Source organism: Streptomyces sp. GbtcB7, assembly GCF_019091445.1.
GTDB classification, from domain to species: Bacteria; Actinomycetota; Actinomycetes; order Streptomycetales; family Streptomycetaceae; genus Streptomyces; species Streptomyces mirabilis.
Window position 1 is genome coordinate 1 of record NZ_JAGXJM010000061.1, and the last position, 19,557, is coordinate 19,557.

The following is a 19,557-nucleotide window of genomic DNA, read 5'->3' on the forward strand; positions in this document are numbered from 1 at the left end:
GAGTCGGAGCCGGTCGAGTTCCACACGCGCGTGCGGTCCGGTTTCCTGACGCTGGCCGCCGCCGACCCGGGCCGGTAGTCACCGTCTCGGTCCCGCGACGGCGTAGGCCGCGGTGCCGGCAACCGCGAGGACCAGGGCCGTCCAGGTTCCCGCTGCCGTGCCGGGCGGCAGCAGCATCCAGCTCGCCACCTGCATCGGCGCACTCGTCGGGGGCGGGGCGAAGAACGAGAACGAGAGCCAGGCGAACGGCAGCGTCCAGGCGTACTGGCCGCCCGAGAACGCCGCGCCCAGGGCGACCAGTCCCATCAGACCCGCGCTGTCCCGGACGACGAACGCGGTGGTGGCCATGTCCTCGCCCATCGCCTGCACCGCCAGCAGCACCGTGCCGACGACCGCGCCGCAGAGCAGCACGTGTGCCGCTCTGCGGGGCACCCAGCGGATCGCGGCCGTCCGGTCCAGCGCCTGGTCCTGCCCGCTGAGCCCGATCGAGGCTGCCGTCGCCCCCGTAGCGAGGACGAGCGCGGGCAGCCGCGGATCACCGGGCCCCCCACTGCCGTCCCGGGCGAGTGCCCACACCGCCACCGCGCTGATCACCACCGCGGTGAGCGACGCGGGTACCTGACGCGAGCGCGCGTACAGCGTCAGCCATCTCACCGGGACGCACCGCGGTTCAGCGCGGCGAACGCGTCGCCCTTGCAGGCGAGCGCGGCGGCGCGCATCGCGTTGATCCGCGAGAGCTGCTCGGCCCGCGGAAGCGCCTTGAGTTTCTTCCACACCGGGCGGGTCTCGGCGTCGACCTCGCGGCGCAAACTGGCCGACAAGGTGCCGGGAAGCGGCCTGAGGTCCCCGAGGACCCAGCCCACCGCGACGGTCTGCGCGAATTCATCTCCCCCAAAGCTGCTCCAGCCGACGGGGGAGCACCCTGGCACCATGCCTTTGGCGATCAGAGCCCAGGTCAGCTCCTTGCCCTTCGCGGCGGCGATGATGTCGTCGTCGAAGTCGAAGAGCACGGTCGTGCGCGACCACTGCGGCGTGGAGCCTTCCGGCAGTACGGCGGTGTTCTCCCGGACCGAGACCGGCGCCTGGCTGCCCAGGGCGCCATGCAGCAGGCGCAGCGCTTCCTTACCGGGACCCGCGAGGTCGGCGAGTCGCGCCTGCTGGGTCTTCGTCACGCACACCGGGCCGTCGCACACCAGCTCCGCGGCGGCCTTGTCGACGACATAGATCCGGCGCGGATCGGAGGGAAGGACGAGCAGAGCGATCACCGCGCCCGCCAGGACGGGCGTCAGGGCCAGGAGCCGGGCGCGCGGGGTCGCGGCGACCAGCAGTGCGAAGCCGGTCGCGGCCATGGCGAGCAGCCAGATCGTCTGCCCGACGTGCACGGAGGCGGAGAGCGTGACGAGTGCATCGCGCACCTCCTGCACCGCCGGTGACAGCAGGGAGACCCGGTTCGGCTCCGTGCTCGGGAGCCCCGTCGCCGTGGTTGTCTCCGTCCGGCCCAACGACATCTGCATGAGGGCCGTGAACACGAAGGCGCCCATGGCCAGCGCGGGCGGGGTGAGCACGGACGGCAGGGCCCGCCCGGCCCCCATGCCCAGCACGGCCCCCGCGACGAGAGAGAGTGCCCCTACCAGCGAGATCGGCAGCCACCCGAGGTGCGTGTACTGGGTGTTGGCGACCACCTGGACCGCGCCCACGAGGACGAGGAGCGCAAAGGCCGAGGCCAGCGTCATAGCCGTCGCGCCCGCCAGTGTGGCCGCGCGGTGCCGGGCGGGCCGCGGCGTGCTCGTCAGCAGCTCGGACATCTTCGAGCGGTGGTCGCGCAGGCCCTGCAGCGCCCCGAGCCCCACGGCGAGCGGCCACAGGTAGAACAGCACGGAGCGGGTCCACAGGGCCATGGACGTCCACTGGGCCGTCCACGCCGTGGTGCCCGTCCACCACGATCCGGGAATCAGGTACAGGAACGCCAGCGCCGTCGTCAGGACCACGGCGCCGGCCCACGGGGCGACCGAGCGCTTCAGCTCGATACGCAGGACGCGGACGTTCACCAGGTGCCCCTTCCCTGCTCGGGGTGGAGCAGCATCGCCGAGTAGCCGCGCTCCAGCGGGCTGTCACCCACGTGCTCGGGGCCGCCCACCGAGGCCAGCTCGTCCGGAGGGCCCTGGAAGACCAGTCGCCCCTCGGCGAGAAGCACCACGTTGGTGCAGGCGGCGGCGACGTCCTCCACCAGATGGGTCGAGACGAGCACGCAGGTGTCCGTACCCAACTCCTGCAGCAGCTCACGGAAGCGCAGCCGCTGCGCCGGGTCCAGGCCGGCCGTCGGCTCGTCCAGCAGCAGGATCGTCGGGTCGTTGACGATGGCCTGGGCGATGCCGACCCTGCGCACCATGCCGCCCGAGAGGGCTTTCATCCTCTCGTCGGCGCGGTCCGCCAGACCCACCCTCTCCACGGCGCGCTGTACGGCGGCGGGGATGTCCGCCTTGGGCACCTCCTTCAGCCACGCCATGTACTCGACGAACTCGCGCACCGTGAAGCGCTTGTAGTAGCCGAACTCCTGCGGCAGGTAGCCGATCCGGCGGCGCAGCGCCCGGTGTTCGCCCATGCTGCCCGCGGACTCGCCGAGCAGCTGCAGGGTGCCCTCGGTGGGTCGCAGTACGGTGGCCAGCGTCCGGATGAGGGTGGTCTTGCCCGCCCCGTTGGGGCCGAGGAGGCCGTGTACGCCGGTGCCCAGCGACAGGTCGAGCCCGTCGACGGCCATCCGGTTCCTGCCGACTCTGACCTTCAGCCCGGTCGCCTGGATCTCCCAGGCGTAGGCCGTTGGTGCGATGCCGGCCGCGCTTACCGCGGACATGATGTGGTGTTCCTTTCCGATGGTCATCGATGGGCTCCCAACACGGAGTACGCGCCCCTGCGTGCGATCACGACAGCGGTACCGAGCGCGAGGACCAGTCCCCACACGGGCAAGCTGCCCGTCTGCAGGGCGAAGGTCGTACGGCTGGTAACCAGGGTCGGCGCCACGACCGCGGCGGCCCACACGGCCGCCAGCGCGACAGCGGCGCGGGTCACGCCGACGACACCGCCGAGCGCCAGGGTCGTCGAGGTGAAGGCCAGACAGGGCAGCAGCCACTGCGCGGCCGTCACACCGGTCACCCATCCGGCCACCAGCAGCGCGGGGACGACCACGGCGAGCACGGACGCGGTGCGCCGCAGCACCAGGTACAGTCCCGCCCTCGGCGCGGAGGCCGTCAGTTCGTACGCCGGGTCCAGGCCGCGCGACCACGACGCCGCGACGCCGAGGACGGGCAGGATCGGGGCGAGCAGCAGCACCAGCGACACCTCGCCGGAGCCGATGTCGACCAGGTCGAGCAGGAGCGCGAGCAGTGTCACGCTCACGACCATGCCCAGCCACGGCACCATCGTGGGCGTCATCCACCTCGCCAGCCACGCCGACCAGCGCCGTTGGCGCGGCATCGTGGCGGTGGCGCCCAGTTGGGGTTCGAGGCCGGACCACACGGTGTCGACCAGCGCCGCCACGGTGGGCGCCTCGGCAGTGACGGCGGCCGACAGCCGGTCACGGCACACCCCGCACCCCTCCATATGGGCCTCCAGGGCCCACACCTCGTCGGCGGCGATCTCCGTGTCGCCGCGTGCGTAACCGTCGATGATCCGCATCGACGCGTGTTCCACGCTCATGCCAGCGCCTCCCGCATCGCGATCCGGGCCCGGCGGGCGCGGGTCTTGACCGTGCCCTCGGGCAGCCCGAGCAGGACCGCGGTCTCCCGGACGGACAGCCCGTCGAGCACCATGGCCTGCAGTACCTGTCTGAGTTCCGGCGAGAGGCGCCGCAGCGCGTCGCCGACGTCACCGCCGACGGTCGTCGCGAGTGCCTCCTCCTCGGCGGCGGGCGCCGCGTCGGGGAGAGCGGCGGCCGCCGGCGGCTCGGCGTGGTGGGCCCTGCGCCGGAAGGCGTCCACGAGGCGGCGTACCGCGATCGTCCACAGCCATCCGGCGGCCGTCCCGCCCGCCGAGGACCCCGCGAACGCGCCCGCCGCACGCCACACCGCCAGATACGTCTCCTGCATGACCTCGGCGACGATCTGTTCGTCGGCGCAGCGACGGCGCAGCCGCAACGCCATCCACGGCGCGGTACGCCGGTACAGCTCCTCGAACGCCGCGCGGTCACCCCTGGCCACCAGCCGGACGAGGCGCTCCTCGTCCAGCGCGCGCGGTGCCTTGCTGACTGATCTCACACCGGCTAGACGCCCGAGCCGGGCCGCAGGTTTTCCCCCCAACGTGATCCCCGCCACATGCGGGAAATCCCGTGGGCTCCGCTCAAGTCAACTACCCGTCGCTAAAGCGACGGGTTTGCACAACGGGCATCACTGGGTGTGATGCTGCGTTTGCGTCCAGCCCTATCCGGGTGCTTCCGGGGTGGGACAGGGGCCGTTGACGGGGCCCCGCGTCGCCACAACTCCCGGGCTCTGGCGCGGATGTTGCGGGAGCTGTTGCGGTCTGCGTGATCAACGAATCCGCAGTTCCGGCACGCGAACCAGGCCTGTGAGACCCGGTTCGCTTTGTCTACGTGGCCGCACTCGGCGCAGGTGCGTGAGGTGTACTCCGGATCGACGTGCACCACCGAAACCCCCGCCCGGCGGGCCTTGTATGCGATGAATGCCCCCAGCTGGGCGAACGACCAGGAGGAGTGGGTGGTCCTCCCCCACTGCCTTAAGGGCGTGGGAGGTACCCCCAGCCTCGGCCACCACATGCTTCGCGATCTTGTGGTTGATGTCCCGCGCCCGCCGCGCCTCCTTGCGCCGCCGTTTCTTCAAGCGCCGCTTGGCGGACGGGGTGTTCTTCTGCTGCAGCTTGGCCCGCAGGCTGCGCTCGCGCGGGCGGGTGCGGTTGAGCTCGCGTCCGGCCATGATCTCGCCGTCCGAGGTGGTGGCGATGTTCACGATGCCCAGGTCGATGCCGAGGAAGTCCACCGGATCGGTGTTGAGCGGCGCTTCAGGGACCTCGCAAGTGGCGTTCAAAAACCACATGCCGTCCCGCTCCAGCAGGTCCGACTCGCCCTTGCGGTACAGGGCCAACGTGGCCAGCTGCTCCACCGAGGCGGTGACGGCCACGTTCTTGACCCGGCCGCTGGTGGTCCAGATGGACACCGTCCGGTCCGGGATCTGCCAGGACAGCATGCGGTCGTCGTAGGGCTGCGCGCCCTGCGGGCGGAAGACGATCGGCTTCTCGGCGGCCCGGCGGTAGCGGCGCGAGCCGGAGCGGCCCAGATTTCCGGCCCGCAGGTTCGCCTTCAGCGTGGCGTACGCGTCGCACGTCTTCTTGATGACGTGCTGGGCAGCCTGCGCGCCCAGGCCCCAGCGGGACTTGACCTCGCCGTAGACCTGCTTGCGCAAGGCGAAGTTCTTGAACTCCTCACGCTCGAAAGCGATCCCACTCACCCAAGTCGCGGCCTCGTTACAGGCGTGAAGGGTCGCCTCAAGTGCCGCCGCCTGCACCGGCGTCGGCAGCAGTTTCACCTGCACCACCAGCTTCACGATCACCGATCGTAGGCACCCGCGCGAGACACCACCACACGTTCGAGTCCGTTCATCACGTTGAGCGAACCGACCGGCCATGCGTTCGCACCACCCGGCTCCGCCGGAGAAGGCATCCGGCCGCTCCGCGGCCGAATAGACACAGTGATACTGCGGCGCTCCGCGCCGCAGCCACGGGGATGCGATTCCTCCCCGGCCTAACGACTCGGTACGCGGTAGCGCGGGGTCGGCCGTGACATGACGACGGCCGCGCAGGTCGAGTGGATTGTGACGTCCTCCTCGGCCAGCGGGGCCTTCGGGTTGAGAAGGCCGGCTGTCAGGGCCGGCGCCTCGTCGCCCGAGCCCGTACGACACGACGAGCGGCACCCCGCGGCTGCGGTGCTGGCCGGCGTCCTGGGCCCGGGCCGTGCGCCTGCGTTGTCGGGCGCCCTCGTCGACGCCGGGGCTGGACCCACGCTTTGGAGAGCCGGATCGGCGGAAGGACGATGTGCCACCGACCGGGCCCCCGGCGGGGGAGGCCATCGACGGCCGACGCCGCGGTGTGCAACGCAGTCGCTTGCCGCGCGAGCCGCTCGTCCAGCTCGCACGGCCGCCGCCGAACCGCAGAACGCCGACTTCCCCCTCCGCACCAACGCCTGGGCGGCCGTGCGGGCCCGCGAAGTCCTCCCCGCGCCCGACACCGTCCGTCGGCGGAATCCCCGGGCTCGTACAGCAGCCTGCACCGCCCCTATCGCGGATGCGTCATAGACACCTCAGGGTTCTAACGCGTCAAGTCCTCGTCGGTGAGTCCGTGGTTTCCCCAACGATTCCAGAGCGTGCGATGCCAGTCGTCAGCGTCGGGTCCCGGGCGTGTCACGGCTGGCAGTGGTCCTGAGCTGGTCTCGATCAGGTGCAGCAGCGACCAGGCGACGCCATAGCAGTCATCGGGGCCGAAGCAGCCAGCCAGAGCATGAGCCTCGTCGGGTGTGACTGGCGCGGAGATGGCCTCGATTTGCCGGAATCGGCGGTCAACGAGCTCCTCGTCGTCGGTGTCCCAGTCGGGGAGAGGGCCATCGGCGACGAAGGCCTGAACTTCGGGTCTCATCCTTGAATGATCGACTGCTGTGGGTGATCTGAGCAAGGTAGCCGCAGGTCAGGCGGCCGCCGTTTCCGCCGTCGAGGACGGTGCGGGGAAGGCAGCCTGCTCGTCGAACCGTTCACCGTGCTGGAGGCAGTGATAGAGCTGGCCGAGCATGCGGTTGAAGAGGTTCCTCTGAGCGGCTGCGTGCCAGTCTCCGTGGTCGTCTCGGCGCCTGTGATAGTGGGCCTTTGCGCCTGGCGCGGCGGTGATCGCGGAGAACGCCCAGAGGTAGCCGGCGTGGTTGAGACGATCGTTCTTTACCCGCCGACAGGTGATGCTCGACTTGTTGCCGGAGGCCCTCGTGATGGGGGAAGCTCCGGCGTATGCCTTCAGGCCGCGCGCGTCGGCGAAGCGGGTGCGGTCGTCTCCAATCTCGGCTAGAACCCGGGCACCGAGCTGGATGCCAAGTCCCGGGAGGCTGAGGATGATCTCAGCGTCCGGGTGCTGAGGGAAAGCTTCCTCTACCGCCTCGGCCAGATTGTCGGCGGCGGTGCAGGCGGCTTTTAGCTGGACCAGGAGCGCCAGCATCTGTTTGCCGAGCGCGTCCTCGACCAACGGTGGCTGGTGGGCCCAGTCGGCGCGGAAGACGTCCCGGAGCCGTTCGGCCTCGGCTTCAATACCGCGTTGACGGCCAGCCCGCTTGAGGGCGGCCTGCAGCTGCGTGCGCGTCAGCCGCGAGGCCCGCGACGGTGTCGGAGCCGCCTTGAGGAGTTCGTGCGCCTCCCGTCGGCACAGACCATTCTTCCAGGACTCGAAGGCGGCCAGCGCGGACGGGTAGTACTCCCGCAACAGCGACCGGAGCTGGTTCGAGATCTGCTGTCGGTTCCACGTCGCGTCCTGCTGAGCCCTGGCAAGGACGGCGAGGGCGCGGGCCAGGTCGCTGTCCTGCTGCAGCGGCCGGTGGGCGTGCATGTCGGGGCGCAAGATGTTGGCCAGGACCAGTGCGTCTCCGGGATCGGACTTCTTGCGGGAGACGGAGTGCCGGTCGCGGTAGCGGGCGGCGGCCATCGGGTTGATGGCGAAGACCTGCCGCTTGCCCGTCCGCAGCACTGCGACGAGCAGGCCGCGGGAGGTCTCGATCGCGACCGGGATCGGGTTCTCCTCGGTGTCGCCGTTTTCGGCGAGCAGGTCCAGCAGGATCTTGTAGCCGGCCGCGTCGTCGGTGATGTGCCGCTTGGCCAGTAACTGGCCGCTGTCGTCGACCAAGGCGACGTCGTGCGTGCGCTCGGCCCAGTCAATGCCGCAGTAGATCAAAGTTTTCCCCTCCGTCGCTCTGTTCTGCTGGTCACGAGCTCATGCCGGCCACTCAGCGACCTAATCCCAGGACTCAGCCCTGTCGAGCCTGTCCGCCACCTCAGTAGCCGTTCGTGGCACCAGCTCGTCCCGTGGGCCTCGGTCTCTGCGGGAGCTCGGACAGCTCGGGCTTCACAAGAGGTCACCATGGGGCGGGCTCGCACCACCAACACCAACGAGTGATCCAGTGACGGGTGTTGACGTCCGGCGGCGCTGGGCGGCGTCGATGTTTCGGTAGGCCTCGCAGCCGAGAGGGACATCAAACGTCCGTCCAGCGCCAGCGGGCGTCAACACTCCTGAGGCACAAAGTCCAGTGGTGACCGCCGCGGAGGCGCCGGACGCCGCCGCTCTATGACTAGGCCTCAGTCCGGCCGGCGTGCTAAAGGGCATGCGTCCGGCACCCGCGCAGCTGCCACCACCCCGAGGACCGCGCGCCGCTCTATGCGGAGATCTCAGCAGACCCGGTTCGCCGGAGGCGTCGCAGCCCTCCTACTCGAACATCCGTAGAGGCTTGCGCCCCCTTGGTATGCCCTTGACTACGGATTAGCGGTGCTGACCGTCGACATGCTCCGCGCGGCAGGCCCGCGTCAGCCAATCTGTTCGGCTAGGGCGACGATGATGCCTGCGGGGCCGCGGAGGTTGCAGAGCCGGAAGATGTTCTCGTACTGCGCTACCTCGCCGAGGAGTTCGGCGCCGTGGGCGCGCAGGCGGGCGATGGTGTCGTCGATGTCGTCGACGGCGAACATGACGCGATGCAGGCCCAGCGTGTTGGGCGGAGGGTTCCGCGGCTCGGCGTCGGATACCGCGGGGGTGTGGTATTTGGTCAGCTCCAGCTTGCTGTGGCCGTCCGGGGTCCGCATCATCGCGATGTCGCTCCGGACGCCGTCGAGTCCGACGGTGCGGTCCGCATAAAGGCCTTCGATCTGCGCCTTGCCTTCCAGCTCCATGCCGAGCTCGGTGAAGAAGGCGACAGCCGCGTCCAGATCGTCGACGACGATGGCGACGTTGTCCATCCGCTGAATAGTCATGTCTCTGAGCCTAACGACTCGATACGCAGTAGCGCGGGGTCGGCCGTGACATGACGACGGCCGCGCAGATTGAGTGGATAGTGACGTCCTTCTCGGCCCGCGCGGCCTTGTCCCATCCTGCCTTCTGCGGCCTTGATCGTGCACATCTCGGCGACTTGATCGAGGAAGTGGCTGGCCCGTGGGCGGCACAGCGCGAGTCTGCGCTCCAGGAACGGCGCGGCCACGACCGTCAGCGGGCTGCCGGTGCCGGGCCCAATCACCAGCTGGTCTTCGTCGACCGGCTGCTGATCACCCTGGTCTACCTGCGGCTGCAGCTGCCGCACGCGGCGCTGGCCGAGCTGTACGGAGTGACCCGGCCCACCGTTACCCATGCAATCCACGAGATCCGTCCTCTGCTGGCCCGGCGTGGCTTTGCCGTCCCGCAGCGGCCCGGTGCGCGGCTGCATACCCTGGCCGACGTCTTCGCCTACGCCGAGGCCGAGGAAGTCGACCTGCGCGTCGACGGAACCGAAGTGCAAGTCCGCCGTCCCCGGGCCGGACGAGCAGGCTGCAAGGCGTTCGTGTCCGGCAAGAAGAAGCAGAACACCGCCAAGACCACCACGATCAGCGACAGCTCCGACCGGCTGCTGTGGTCCGGCGCCGACCGGCCGGGCCGCATGCACGACCAGACCGCCGTGCGAACCGAGGGCATCGCCGAGCAGCTCCGCCTGCACCCGAAGGTGAAAGCCGAGGCCGACGAGGGCTACCGAGGACTGGCCAACGAGTTCCCCGACCAGGTCAGCGCCCCACCGAAGAAACCGAAGGATGACGCCGCTCGGCGAGCGGCATGCCTGGCGCGAGCAGCGCCGACGCCAATCCTCCCGCCGGATCTGCGTGGAGCATGTCATCGGCGAAGAAAAGAAGTGGCGCCCGCTGCAGCGGTACACCGGACGGCGCGAGTACTACCCCGAGACCCACGCCGCCATCGCCGGCCTGGTCTCCGACCGCGCCGCCCGCAGACCGACCCGGCACCGGACGAGCACCGAACTGGTGCCCGTCCACCGCACGGCCTGCTGATCACCACCAGACAATCCACCAGGCCAGCACGTCCCGACCTCAATCGCGTACCAAGTCGTAAACGCCCGGGGTTCCTCGCAAGAATTCGCTGAACGAAGCCAGCCACCCCTTGTCCGCGGCCTGTTCGCGGCCGGTAGCGACGTCGGCCAAGAAAAAAACGCCCGTCCACGGCGGCCCGCGCCAACTCGGACAACGGGGGCGTGGTCGGGCCGACCACGCGATCCCGGAGCGGACAAGGAGGGCCTGTTTACCCATCATCGTCCCAGTTCGCCCCCGTTGGAGGCGGGGGAGAAATCTCCGCCCTCTGTCCACAGGCCCGCGCCCGCAACCTCTGGGAAGTCGCCGTGCACCGCACGGTGACCACCCTTGTTGAGGAGATCCGCATGCCGTACCTGGTCCCGCCCCGCACGCCGCTGACCCCCAGCAGGCGAAGCTCGCCTTCGACTACGTCCTGGCGCTGCAGACCGGCGGCGAGGACGCCAGTGAAGCCGTAGTCGAGCCCATAGCCCACGCCGATCGAGCGCAGCTGTCCTTCATCCTGCTGCGGCTGGCCGAAGACGTCATCTTCCCCGTCACGAACGTGGCGGACGACGCCCACCCGCGTGGGGCCTTCGCCCTGGACGAGGTCGGGCGCGTCCTGCTGTCCGCGCTGCGGGACTGGAAGCGCGAGCGCAGCCCCAGCGCGGTCCCGGGCATCGCCCGCAGCATTATCCGGTTCGTCGTCAACATCATCCCGGAGGGAGGCAGGGACACCGCCACCACGCTGGAGACGATGCGGGACGAGCACCTGGTGCGGGCCGTGGGCATCATAACGAACTTGGGTGTGCGGCCCCTTGGGCAGCCTTCAGTTGAGCTGCTCGGCCAACCCGACGAGGATGCCCTCAGGGCCGCGGACGTAACAGAGCAGATAGCTGTCCTCGAACTGCTGCACCTCGCCGACGAGTTCGGCGCCATGGGTACGCAGGCGGGCAAGAACGTCCTCGATGTCGTCGACGGCGAACATGATGCGACGAATGCCCAGCGTGTTCGTCGGTGCGTTTGTCGGCTCGGCGCTGATCGCCTGCGGCGTGTGGAACTTCGTCAGCTCAAGCCGGCCGTGGCCGTCCGGGGTCCTCAGCATTGCGATGTCCTGTCGGGTGTCGTCGAGCCCGATGACACGGTCCACCCAACGTCCCTCGATTGGCATCTTGCCCTCCAGCTCCATGCCAAGTTCGACGAAGAAGGCAACAGCAGCATCAAGGTCGTCGACAACGATGAGGATGTTGTCCATCCGCTGAATCGTCATGCTGGATCTCCTTTGTGTGGTGCGGCCACGGTGGCCGCACCCACCTCTGAGGCGGAACTGCCAGCGCGTTCTCGACATCCTCTGCCACGTCCTCTTCGTCTTCTTCCAGAACCTCTTGACGCAGCAGTGCCCGTCACACGCCAGCCGTACCGCCTCGGGCGAAAACACCGCAGGTCAGAGGACATCTCGCTATGAGGTCTCAGTGACACAGGACACGATTCGCCGTATCCCCGGTGCCGATCCACAAACCCCCGAGGCGATACAGCGAATCGCCGGTGCGCACCGGATGAACTTACGGATGCGCGCCGGGACTCCGGCCGGGGGCAGGCTGGTGCGGTTGGTGCGCACACTGGTCGTCCTCGCGGTAGGGACGTGGTGCGGCGCCGTCGCCGTGGTGCAGATCGGTGCGCATCCGGTCGCGCACATCATCGGCGAGTCCGGCGACCGCCTTCCCCGCGCGCGCCAACTGGAACAGTTGGTCGGCGGTCAGCTCCAGCCGCTCCAAGTCGGTGCGCAGCGCTGCGATGTCAACGGGGTCGGCCTTCTTCTGTGTGGGCTGCTCCGCCTGGTCGAGGAGGAGCAGCTGCTCGGGCATCGCAGCCTGCTGGTGCGCGAAGACATCGTACGGGTCGCGGCCGGCGCGGCGGCCGGTGCGCAGCCGTGCGCTCAGTACAGCGCTGGCGATGACGGCGCGGTCGTGGCGCAGCTGGTCGCGTGGGAGGGGCCACTCCCCCGCGTCCAGCGGAAGGTGCGGCGCGGCCTGGTCGGCGGTCGGCGTCGTGGTCGGGAGCGGCGGTCGGCCGACGCCGGGCGGGTAGCGGTCCGGGGCGGGCCCCAATGCGCGTGTAGTGGCGGTACTCCGGGCTGTGGCCGCGCTCGGTGCGGGGCTCGGTGATGTCCGTGCACTGCACGGCGAGCGCGGCGTCGACGATCCGCTCGTCCAGGCCGGGATGGCGGTGGCGGCCACGTAGGACCAGGGCAAGGTGCCGGCGGGCTTTGGCGAGCAGGTGACGGCGGTGGAAGAAGCCGTCGCGGTGCATGACCCACGCGACGGCGGTGACGTCGACGGCCGCCAGGCCGACGTCGACCACGGCGGCGATCCGGGCCCGGGCCGTCCGGCCCGGCGCGATCCACCGCCTCCAACTCGACGACCTCGACAGCGGCAACCCGTCGGCTCATTGTCGACGGCCGCGTCCGGCCCCTGGACAAACTCACGCTGCAGGCCACCCCCGCCTGGCTGGAGCACCGGCGACGGCGCTGGCCCAACACCGCCAACCCGCACCTGCTGATCAACAAGCAGACCGCGCTGGAGATCGGCCCCATCAGCGGTGTCTGTGTCTCCGCCGCGCTCCGCGGCCAGACAGCCACGCATCGACGAGAAGACGACCATCCACCAAGCGGAGTCGGCACGCGTGTTTCTGGGCGAAGCCGCCGAGCAGCCATCGCAGTGAAACCCGCTCGACCTGGTCACCTCCTTGAAGAGATCCTTTGGGCATGGAATTTCTCTGCTACCACCGCGACCGGCCCGGCTCCCTGCCGCTGCGCGACGAGCTACTGGAAGAGCATTGGTCCTACATGGACCGGTACGCGAAGGAGATGATCGCCCGGGGTCCGACCCTCGCCGACGACGGCGGCACACCCACCGGAAGCGTGCACATCCTCGACCTGCCCGATCCCGCCGCCGCCCGCGCGTTCGCCTTCGACGAGCCCGGCTACCAGACCGGCGTGTACCGGGACGTGCTGCTGCGGCGGTGGCGCAACCTGCTGGGGCGCACCATGTGGGACTTCCCCGGTGGCCGAACCGGCGGCAACCGCTACCTGGTGCTCGGCCTCGGCGCGGAGCAGGCCGCCGACCTCGCGGTGCCGCCCGACCGGGAGCTGATCGCCTACGGGCCGCTGCTGTCCGACAACGGCGCCACCTGGCTGGGCACGGCGGCGCTACTCCGGGCGCCGGACCCGGACACGGCACGCGCCATCCTGACCCCGGACCGGTACGCCGACATTGAGGTGCACAACTGGCAATTCGGCGGGCGGCCGTCATCACCCGAGGACGTCCAGGCCGACGTCACCGCCGAAGCCCTTTGGATCGCACAGCATCCTCGTGTTTCATCCGAGCCCACGGATGCATCGGCCTGACGCACGCCGGTGGACCCGTGGGTTCGCGCTGAAGGACCTTCGGTTTCCCCGAACCCACGGGGATCAACGGATGCTGGTGGCTTCCAGCGAAAAATGCATCGCTGAGCGGTTGACCTTGGAGGGCCGCGCGTCAGGGGGAGACGGCCTTTGAGGATCAACGGCCGGAAGTCTGGCGCCAAGCCGGTGTTCGCAGGTCGACGTCATGCCGGTTGTAGGACGTCATGCCTGTTGTAGTCCGTGTAGGCCCTGGACAGAAGTTCTTCCTCGGCGCTCGCGACGGCCTCCTGGTCTTCGGATCGCCGGCCCGGCTCGTCCGCGGCTGCCGTCACAGGCTCAGCAGCAGGTCCCGGACCGCGGCGGGCTGGGAGAGGAACGGGTGGTGGCCGGCGTCGAGTTCGACGACGCTGCCGGCCCGGCGGGCGAACTCGCGCTGTAGGCGCGACGGGGTGCCGCGGTCCTGGGAGCAGATGAGGTACGTCGAGGGCACCTGCTGCCATGCGGCCGCCCCGACCACCTGCCCGGTCACCTGCACGCTCTGCCGGGCGAGGTGGTCCGCCGCCTGCGCCTGGACCTCGGGGTCGCAGTCCTGCAGGAACGTGTCCACGAGCAGCTCGGGGCGAACCCCGAACGTGCCGGCGTCGGGGTCGACGTCGAGGAACGGGGCGGGGCTGCCGTCCCCGAACTCCGAGAGGCTCTGCCCGACCTCGGGCAGGTAGCTGGAGACCAGCAGCAGGTGGCGCACCGACCCGATTCCCGCGGCGGCTTCCGCGGTGATGATGCCGCCGTAGCTGTGGGCGACCACGACGGTCGGCTCGTCGCTGTCCTGCAGCACCTGCCGCACCGCGGCAACATCCTCGGACAGCCCCGGACCGCCGACGCCGCCGGGCAGGCCCGCCTCGCCGCAGCTCGGCAGCGCCGGGGCCACGCTCGACACCCCTCGCTCCTGCAGCAGTTCGGCGGTGCGGTGCCACCACCACGACCCGTCCCGCACGCACGCCCCATGCACGAACACAACCCTCATCGCTTCCTCCACGTCTGCCTTGGCTGCCTTTCGATCAACGGTAGACGTAGCCGCCGTTACGTGAAAAAGTCGCGCCGTGGGCAGACGACCGCAACCGCACATCAAGGAGAGGCTGCTCGACGCCTGCGCTGATCACGCCCTCGCGCACGGCCTCCCCGACCGGCTCGAGCCGCTGGCCACCGCCACCGGCACCTCAGCCCGCATGCTGATTTATCACTTCGGCACCCGCGACGCCCTGCTGCGGGCCGTCCTCGGGCGCGCGCGGCAACGCCAACTCGACACATTCGGCGACCTCCTGCGAGTGCGACCCGACGAGCCCTACACGGCCACCCTGGATCGCGCCTGGACCTCCATCACCGGCCCGGACGGACGGCCGTACCTGCGGATGTTCGGTCAGCTGCGCGAGAGCGCGGAGCAGCAGTTGTGGCCCAACTTCCGGCGCACCGCGACGACCGACTGGCTCGGACCGCTCGAGGACGGCCTGCGCAGCATCGGTCGGCCGGATCTCGCGACGCTCGTTCTCGCTGTCATCCGTGGTCTCCTCATGGACCTCGACGCCACCGGCGACACCACCCGCACCGACCAGGCCTTCCGCGACTTCCTCGGCGCAGTCGAGCACCTGTCCAGCGGCTACCGCTCAACCGCTTACCACTCCCTGAAGCGTTGTCAGAACCCGCAGACATCACCATCCAGCGAAACCGGGCGCTCTCCGGGCTGAGCAACAAACGCTCTCAGGTGCCACGTACAGAACCACCGTGCCGGCCCCCGGGCGGCTAACGCCGGCGCCCGAGGTGGCCGGGCAGACCGCTCTGTGGGGCGACAGCGAGCGCGAACCCAACGGCAGCCCGCGGGCATGACGACATGCCCACACAGGCCCCGGGTGAGGAAGCCTGGGGCCTCTGCTGTCGTACGGACAGGGCGTCTCGTCTCGTCAGATAGACCGTACGACGATGTCGTTGGCGCGCGCGGCAAACTCGCCCTCGTGGATGCTTGCCGCCGCGTCGAGGCGCTTCTGAAACTCCTGGTGGCCCGCAACCGGTTCGCCGTCCACCACTTCGAACGCCCACTCATCGAGAGGGGGCGTCGGCAAGAGCGGCCTCCTGGAGATTCGAGAGCAGCTTGGCTCCGACAGGGGTGGGGGAGGCGGACGGGCCGACCGGGTACTCAACTGCCCAGTTGGAGTCTGCCATGCGGTGGACACCGGTCGGTGACCGTCGTGTCGCGGTGCCGGCCGACGGCTCAGGGTGGCTACCGGTGGCGCGGTGCGGTGGCGCGGATCTCCGCCAGAACGACGCCGGTCACGGGGTCGCGGGGCACGGGGACGTACAGGGCCCACGACGCCCCGGACCCGTGAGCCAGTCCCCTGCCTACGGGCCCGGGGCGGTCGACAGCTCACGGCCACCGAGCGGGCCGCCCACGAGTCGGACGATCACAGCAGTCCCTCCGTCCGGCAGGACTCTCCCGCCTCACCCTTGAGGCGAGGGCTCAGCCTCAGCAAGACAGCACCGAGACCGGTCGGCATCTCCCCTCTCCCTGTGCCGCCGAGTGCCACCGCGAGCGCGACATCGAGCAGGATCTTGCTCGGATCGTGGACCGCCCGCGGCTTGCGCCACGGCGCGAGCGCCGCCGATATCGCGGTGTCAAGGCCGCACCCGCGGACCGTCTCCACCAGCAGCACGGCCCCAGCCTGGGAGACCACCCCATGACTGCCGCCCTCGACGCGGACACGCGGGTAGTACCCGACACCCTTCTTCACCTGAGAAGCGCTTCTTTCCACGCGCCGTGGGGGGTACATCGGGGGAACTGCCTCACGCCTGGGCGAGAGGTGCGACCGGAACGGTGGCGCCGAGCGCAACGCCCTGCAACGCCGTGATGCGCTCGATGACGAGCCCCAGCAGCACGGCCGCCGCGATCATGAGCGCCTCCGCCACCACGAGGAAGGCCATCGACCCCGGGGCCACCCAGCCCCCCACCACGAGCACCAGCGCGTGCGTGATCCAGGCGACCCACCACAGGTTCACCAGTGTCGTGTCTCGCTTCTGCTCCCACGACGCGGAGCTCGCCCGCCCGATGTCGAGGACGAACTGGCGCGGGACAAAGAAGTTGACCACCGGTATGAACCACGCCCCGATCGTCCAACCCCGACTTGGGACCGAGGCCCGGGGGGACAGCTCCTGGGCGTTGCGCCGGGACCGGGCGAGCCACACGAGGAACAGCGCGATCGCAAGAGTCATCAGATAGAGGAAGATCATGGAGATGAAGCCCGACTTGTGCGGGGACTCATCCGTGCGGTGCAGGTTGTGATCCCGGACTGCCGCCGCGCGGAACGTGTCCGCCACGGCAGCCGCCGCTATCGCCACCTGCGCGGAGCGGCCACGGATCCAGGGAGCTTTGCGGGCGGCATTCGTCATCGTCTTTGGCCTGTCTCGGAGGCATGTACGGCCGCAGCGGACGCTGGGGCGGAGTGATCATAGGGTCTGATCGCCGCACGCGTGTACGGCTTTCGGGTCCTCGGCCGCTGGATGCAGGTACCCGACGGCAGATGGCCGTCAGCGCACGGGGACCGGCTGCGGACAGCACGCCGATCAGGCAGGATGCGGTCGAACCGGAGGCAACCGGCCCGAACACAGCGGGCTCGGCCCACAACACGCCGATATCCGCAAGGCAGTCCCCGCCCAGAGCACCACCCTGCGAAACCGCTCCAAGGCCATCACCTCGACGCGGACATGCGGGTACGACCCGATGTCCTTCTTCACCTGAGAAGTGCAGCTTTCCTGACGACACACAGGACCCCGGACAAGCCCCGTCGCCCCAGATCAGAGGCACTCCCCCGCTTGTCCGATCACCTCTCGGACACCCCGGCTGGTGAAAGCGCGAGGCCGGGACTCTCGCGCATCTGTGACCTACGAGGTATCCGCAGGGTCAGTCATCTTGTCTTTGGGGACGCCTTGCGGGCGTGAAAACATCGGCTGGGGCCCCGGACGGCCCTGGTTGTTCCTCCGGGCGAATCCAGGTTTGGGCGATTTCAGCGACCCAGGTGGCCGCCGCCTCGGGAGCAGGCGGGGGTGCGCCGACGACGACGAGTTCGGTGACGCCTGCCGCACCGAGTGCGGGGAGGTGCTCCGGGGTGCCGTCGCTCAGCGCCACGGCGACTGTCAGCTCGTCAAAAGCGCGACCGTGGCGGGCGCACTCGTCGGCGAGAACGGCGATGCGCGCCGGGACGTCGGCCGCCGGGACGTTGAAGCCGTACCAGCCATCGGCGAGCGTGACCGCGCGGCGCAAGGCAGCGTCGCTGTTGCCTCCGACCACGACCGGGAGCCGGCCGTCGCGCAGCGGCTTCGGATTGACCCGGATGGCGTCGAAGCGGGTGAACTCCCCTGTGAACGAGGCCGGGTCCTCGGCCCAGAGGGTGCGCATCGCGGCGAGGTACTCTTCGGCCCGCCGCCCGCGACTGGCGAAGGGGACTCCGAGCGCTGCGAATTCCTCGGCCGACCAGCCGACTCCGACCCCGAGGCTGAACCGCCCGGCGGAGAGCACGTCGAGTGTGGCGGCCTGTTTGGCGACCACGATCGGATTGTGCTCAGGCAACAGGAGCACGCCGGTGGCGAGTTCGATCCGGCTGGTGACCGCCGCCGCGAAGGTCAGGGCAAGCAGCGGGTCCAGCCAGTCCGCGTCCGCGGGCACGGCGATCCGGCCGTCCACGGAGTAGGGGTAGCGGGAGGCGGGCGCATCCACGAGCACCACGTGCTCGCCGCACCAGAGCCTCGCGAAGCCGTGCGTCTCCGCGGCTGTGGCCACCGCACGGATCACCTCGGGACGGGCACCGTCACCGACACCGAGCGCGTGCAACCCCACTCGCATTCTCCACCTCCGGGCGTCACCTTAAGCGCGAAGCGCGGACGCGCTCGGGTGACGTGGCGCGCCGCGCGCGGAGGCGGCCGGGCCTGGCGTCCGGACGAGTGAGACCACCGCCCCCGCCGTTGACATGCCTGCGTCCGCGATCGCGGATCTGTTCGATATGCACATCAACACGGCTGTCCGCTGGGTCCAGCATGCCAAGAGGGACTGGATCGACTACGTGGCGGCCAGAGCAGAGGACCAAGGTGTCGAGGATTAGCGCCTGCCAGGTAGTTGACACTTGCTGTGTCACATCTGAGGGACGGGGCCGACGGCCGGCAACATCCTCTTGGTGTCTCGGGCCTCCAACACTGTGGCGATCCCGCCGACGAGGTCGGTGAGAATTGGCGCGACGTCCGGTCCCGGGGCATTCGACAATCGTCCGGTGACTGATGAGAAGCTTTGCCTCACCCTTCGCGTCGTCGTTCCTGATCCCACGCAGAGGGACGCAAACGTGGAGGTTCGGGCGCTGGTTGATGGTAGGGACATCCTGGCTGACGCATTTGCAGAGGGTCCGGGCGAAGATCCCCAGTACCTCTTGGTGCCGGACGGCCCTCTCACTGCTACATCGGAACCACACGAGGTGCGGCTGGCCGAGGCGTCGTGCACCGAAGGCTGCTGCGGCGCTCTCTACGTGACCATCCAGCGCGACGGCGATTACGTGCTCTGGGACGAGTGGCGCAATCCCGAGGAGGACGAGGTTGACCTGCCTACCTTCCGCTTTGAGGCTCAGGAGTACCAAAGAGAAGTCGAGCGGGCGACCGCGGACCGCAGCTGGGAATGGCCGGCGCGGACCGTTGCACGGCTGCTGGAACAAGACCTCCGAGAACGCACTGACTGGCTCGCACGGCGGGAATGCGAACTCGGCGCCCTGTCCGCCTGGCCCTGGGAACCACACCAGGTCAACGTCTTCCTCTTCCATCCAGGCCGCTCTGCGATCAGGGAAGACCGTCCATGGCTGCAGTTCCGGATGATCCTGGCCGTCTCCAGTGACGACCCGGCAAACCAAGCTGAACGGCTCGCTGAGCAACTCTTCGCAGCTGACCCGCGCCAAGCCGCCGAAGTCTGCGGTGGCTCAACAGACTTCGCCAGGCAACTAGGTTACTCATGGCCGCAGATTCGCAGAGCCTGAGCCTTGCAGCCTCCGACCCCGTACGTCACGTTTCCAGCGG

Annotated in this window: 16 protein-coding genes and 5 pseudogenes; 4 read left to right on the forward strand and 17 right to left on the reverse strand. The window is 69.5% G+C overall.

Going from position 1 to position 19,557, the window contains the following annotated elements; all coding sequences use genetic code 11:
- Positions 1-78: 78 nt before the first annotated feature.
- The 9 genes and pseudogenes from KVT44_RS51430 to KVT44_RS51470 all read right to left on the reverse strand — a co-directional run bounded on the left by KVT44_RS51430 (position 79) and on the right by KVT44_RS51470 (position 8,990).
- Complete coding sequence (locus tag KVT44_RS51430; RefSeq protein ID WP_217575576.1) at positions 79-654, reverse strand: hypothetical protein; 576 nt, start codon at positions 652-654, stop codon at positions 79-81.
- On the reverse strand, positions 651-2,048 hold the full coding sequence (locus KVT44_RS51435; protein ID WP_217575578.1) for a hypothetical protein: 1,398 nt from the start codon (positions 2,046-2,048) through the stop codon (positions 651-653). The genes KVT44_RS51430 and KVT44_RS51435 overlap by 4 nt, the downstream gene beginning before the upstream one ends.
- Positions 2,045-2,878 (reverse strand): ABC transporter ATP-binding protein, encoded by an 834-nt coding sequence (locus tag KVT44_RS51440; protein ID WP_217575580.1) that lies wholly within the window; start codon positions 2,876-2,878, stop codon positions 2,045-2,047. The genes KVT44_RS51435 and KVT44_RS51440 overlap by 4 nt, the downstream gene beginning before the upstream one ends.
- Positions 2,875-3,693 (reverse strand): zf-HC2 domain-containing protein, encoded by an 819-nt coding sequence (locus tag KVT44_RS51445; protein WP_217575582.1) that lies wholly within the window; start codon positions 3,691-3,693, stop codon positions 2,875-2,877. Before KVT44_RS51445 ends, KVT44_RS51440 begins: the two co-directional genes overlap by 4 nt.
- Complete coding sequence (locus KVT44_RS51450) at positions 3,690-4,250, reverse strand: RNA polymerase sigma factor (protein ID WP_217575584.1); 561 nt, start codon at positions 4,248-4,250, stop codon at positions 3,690-3,692. Before KVT44_RS51450 ends, KVT44_RS51445 begins: the two co-directional genes overlap by 4 nt.
- A 101-nt stretch (positions 4,251-4,351) precedes the next feature.
- A pseudogene (locus tag KVT44_RS51455) lies at positions 4,352-5,549 on the reverse strand (RNA-guided endonuclease InsQ/TnpB family protein).
- Positions 5,550-6,309: 760 nt separating this feature from the next.
- Positions 6,310-6,633, reverse strand: a complete 324-nt coding sequence (locus KVT44_RS51460) for a hypothetical protein (RefSeq protein ID WP_217575586.1) — start codon at positions 6,631-6,633, stop codon at positions 6,310-6,312.
- Between the two features lie 48 nt (positions 6,634-6,681).
- Positions 6,682-7,923 carry an IS110 family transposase gene (locus KVT44_RS51465; protein WP_217575588.1) on the reverse strand — a complete coding sequence of 414 codons (1,242 nt, stop codon included), beginning with the start codon at positions 7,921-7,923 and terminating at the stop codon, positions 6,682-6,684.
- Positions 7,924-8,549: 626 nt separating this feature from the next.
- Positions 8,550-8,990: a VOC family protein gene (locus KVT44_RS51470; RefSeq protein WP_217575590.1), complete on the reverse strand. Its 441-nt coding sequence runs from the start codon at positions 8,988-8,990 to the stop codon at positions 8,550-8,552.
- A gap of 50 nt (positions 8,991-9,040) precedes the next feature.
- Between KVT44_RS51470 and KVT44_RS51475 the strand changes: the two are divergent.
- Positions 9,041-10,046, forward strand: a pseudogene (locus KVT44_RS51475) (transposase family protein).
- An 844-nt stretch (positions 10,047-10,890) separates the two neighbouring features.
- On the opposite strand, the gene KVT44_RS51480 reads toward KVT44_RS51475, so the two are convergent.
- Together KVT44_RS51480 and KVT44_RS51485 are read right to left on the reverse strand one after the other, a co-directional pair.
- Complete coding sequence (locus KVT44_RS51480; RefSeq protein ID WP_217575592.1) at positions 10,891-11,331, reverse strand: VOC family protein; 441 nt, start codon at positions 11,329-11,331, stop codon at positions 10,891-10,893.
- Positions 11,332-11,623: 292 nt separating this feature from the next.
- Entirely contained in the window at positions 11,624-12,169 is a 546-nt protein-coding gene (locus KVT44_RS51485) for a hypothetical protein (protein ID WP_217575594.1), read from the reverse strand.
- Between the two features lie 656 nt (positions 12,170-12,825).
- On the opposite strand from KVT44_RS51485, the pseudogene KVT44_RS51490 reads away from it, so the two are divergent.
- Positions 12,826-13,371 (forward strand): annotated as a pseudogene (locus KVT44_RS51490) (YciI family protein); the annotation flags it as partial.
- 421 nt (positions 13,372-13,792) lie between these two features.
- On the opposite strand, the gene KVT44_RS51495 reads toward KVT44_RS51490, so the two are convergent.
- Complete coding sequence (locus KVT44_RS51495) at positions 13,793-14,488, reverse strand: alpha/beta hydrolase (protein WP_217575596.1); 696 nt, start codon at positions 14,486-14,488, stop codon at positions 13,793-13,795.
- 76 nt (positions 14,489-14,564) lie between these two features.
- Between KVT44_RS51495 and KVT44_RS51500 the strand changes: the two genes are divergently transcribed.
- On the forward strand, positions 14,565-15,206 hold the full coding sequence (locus KVT44_RS51500; protein WP_308314375.1) for a TetR/AcrR family transcriptional regulator: 642 nt from the start codon (positions 14,565-14,567) through the stop codon (positions 15,204-15,206).
- A 213-nt stretch (positions 15,207-15,419) separates the two neighbouring features.
- Here KVT44_RS51500 and KVT44_RS51505 read toward each other — a convergent pair whose 3' ends face one another.
- The 5 genes and pseudogenes from KVT44_RS51505 to KVT44_RS51520 form a co-directional block, all read right to left on the reverse strand.
- Positions 15,420-15,578 carry a hypothetical protein gene (locus tag KVT44_RS51505; RefSeq protein ID WP_217575597.1) on the reverse strand — a complete coding sequence of 53 codons (159 nt, stop codon included), beginning with the start codon at positions 15,576-15,578 and terminating at the stop codon, positions 15,420-15,422.
- Positions 15,579-16,025: 447 nt separating this feature from the next.
- A pseudogene (locus KVT44_RS51510) lies at positions 16,026-16,244 on the reverse strand (transposase); the annotation flags it as partial.
- A 52-nt stretch (positions 16,245-16,296) separates the two neighbouring features.
- Positions 16,297-16,899, reverse strand: coding sequence for a DUF4328 domain-containing protein (locus KVT44_RS51515; protein ID WP_217575599.1), 603 nt, complete (start codon positions 16,897-16,899; stop codon positions 16,297-16,299).
- 157 nt (positions 16,900-17,056) lie between these two features.
- Positions 17,057-17,244 (reverse strand): annotated as a pseudogene (locus tag KVT44_RS60880) (IS1380 family transposase); the annotation flags it as partial.
- Between the two features lie 166 nt (positions 17,245-17,410).
- Positions 17,411-18,349, reverse strand: a complete 939-nt coding sequence (locus tag KVT44_RS51520) for an LLM class F420-dependent oxidoreductase (protein WP_254651041.1) — start codon at positions 18,347-18,349, stop codon at positions 17,411-17,413.
- Between the two features lie 421 nt (positions 18,350-18,770).
- On the opposite strand from KVT44_RS51520, the gene KVT44_RS51525 reads away from it, so the two are divergent.
- Positions 18,771-19,517: a hypothetical protein gene (locus KVT44_RS51525; RefSeq protein WP_217575601.1), complete on the forward strand. Its 747-nt coding sequence runs from the start codon at positions 18,771-18,773 to the stop codon at positions 19,515-19,517.
- The last annotated feature ends 40 nt before the right edge of the window (positions 19,518-19,557 follow it).

Coding starts and splice junctions, on each gene's coding strand:
- KVT44_RS51440 (WP_217575580.1), bottom strand. CDS start 2,878: ATGACCATCGGAAAGGAACACCACATCATGTCCGCGGTAAGCGCGGCC.
- KVT44_RS51445 (WP_217575582.1), bottom strand. CDS start 3,693: ATGAGCGTGGAACACGCGTCGATGCGGATCATCGACGGTTACGCACGC.
- KVT44_RS51460 (WP_217575586.1), bottom strand. CDS start 6,633: ATGAGACCCGAAGTTCAGGCCTTCGTCGCCGATGGCCCTCTCCCCGAC.
- KVT44_RS51470 (WP_217575590.1), bottom strand. CDS start 8,990: ATGACTATTCAGCGGATGGACAACGTCGCCATCGTCGTCGACGATCTG.
- KVT44_RS51480 (WP_217575592.1), bottom strand. CDS start 11,331: ATGACGATTCAGCGGATGGACAACATCCTCATCGTTGTCGACGACCTT.
- KVT44_RS51495 (WP_217575596.1), bottom strand. CDS start 14,488: ATGAGGGTTGTGTTCGTGCATGGGGCGTGCGTGCGGGACGGGTCGTGG.
- KVT44_RS51515 (WP_217575599.1), bottom strand. CDS start 16,899: ATGACGAATGCCGCCCGCAAAGCTCCCTGGATCCGTGGCCGCTCCGCG.
- KVT44_RS51520 (WP_254651041.1), bottom strand. CDS start 18,349: ATGCGAGTGGGGTTGCACGCGCTCGGTGTCGGTGACGGTGCCCGTCCC.